Raw genomic sequence first — 503 nt, forward strand, 5'->3', positions numbered from 1 at the left:
GATCGGTTATGCGCGCGTCTCGACGCAGGATCAGAACCTGGCGTTGCAGCGCGAAGCCTTGACCAATGCCGGATGCCAGAAGGTCTTTGAGGACAAGGTAAGCGGCACGCGTGCCGAACGCCCCGGCCTGGCCAAGGCGTTGGAGATGCTGCGCGACGGCGACACCCTGGTGGTGGCGAAGGAGGGCGCGGGCAAGGCCACGGTGCGGCTCCTGGGCATCAAGGCCTTCGAGGCCAAGCAGGCCAAGGACGAGGCCGCGATGCATGGCCGCCAGGCCGAGGAGGCGCTGCGCCGCCTGGCCACCGGCCAGCCGCTGCGCTCTTTCGCACTCGGCGCGCCGCCCGAAGCCGGCGATTTCGAGGGGCTGGCGATTACGCCCGCGGGCGCGTTCTACATGATCACCAGCACCGGCCAGATTTACAGTTTCCGTGAAGGCGGCGCCGGCGCCAGCGTTGCGTTTGAGCGGTTCGACACAGGCCTCGCACCGGCCTGCGAAATTGAGG

Annotated in this window: 1 protein-coding gene; it reads left to right on the plus strand. The window is 68.2% G+C overall.

The window, feature by feature from the left end; genetic code table 11:
- Positions 1-503, plus strand: a 503-nt coding sequence (locus JNK74_30595) for a recombinase family protein (protein MBL7650516.1), incomplete at both ends; no start/stop codon positions are given.

Source organism: Candidatus Hydrogenedentota bacterium (assembly GCA_016791475.1).
Classification (GTDB): domain Bacteria; phylum Hydrogenedentota; class Hydrogenedentia; order Hydrogenedentales; family JAEUWI01; genus JAEUWI01.